General features: G+C 67.1%; 1 protein-coding gene. It reads left to right on the forward strand.

What is annotated here, in order from left to right:
- Nucleotides 1-225 (forward strand): hypothetical protein (locus ON36_RS28415; RefSeq protein WP_043660045.1); only part of this gene is annotated, 225 nt, incomplete at both ends.

The raw sequence follows: 225 nt of genomic DNA on the forward strand, positions 1-225 counted from the left end.
GCCTTTGGCGATACTTCTGCTGTTCCGCAAGGAGTCGGAGACGGACACGGACGTGATCTACCGGTTCGGGGGAGCGGACCCCCCGTTCGCCCGGGCGCTGACGATCAGCAAAGCGGACTACGCGGTGACGGTCGAGGACGGGAGGATGGACCGGATGGCGATCTTCGTCGCCGGGACGGCGATCTCGCGGCATCGGCAGGACGGGACCTGGATCGAGGCGGGCAA

This window comes from Nocardia thailandica NBRC 100428 (assembly GCF_000308795.1).
Classification (GTDB): Bacteria; Actinomycetota; Actinomycetes; order Mycobacteriales; family Mycobacteriaceae; genus Nocardia; species Nocardia thailandica.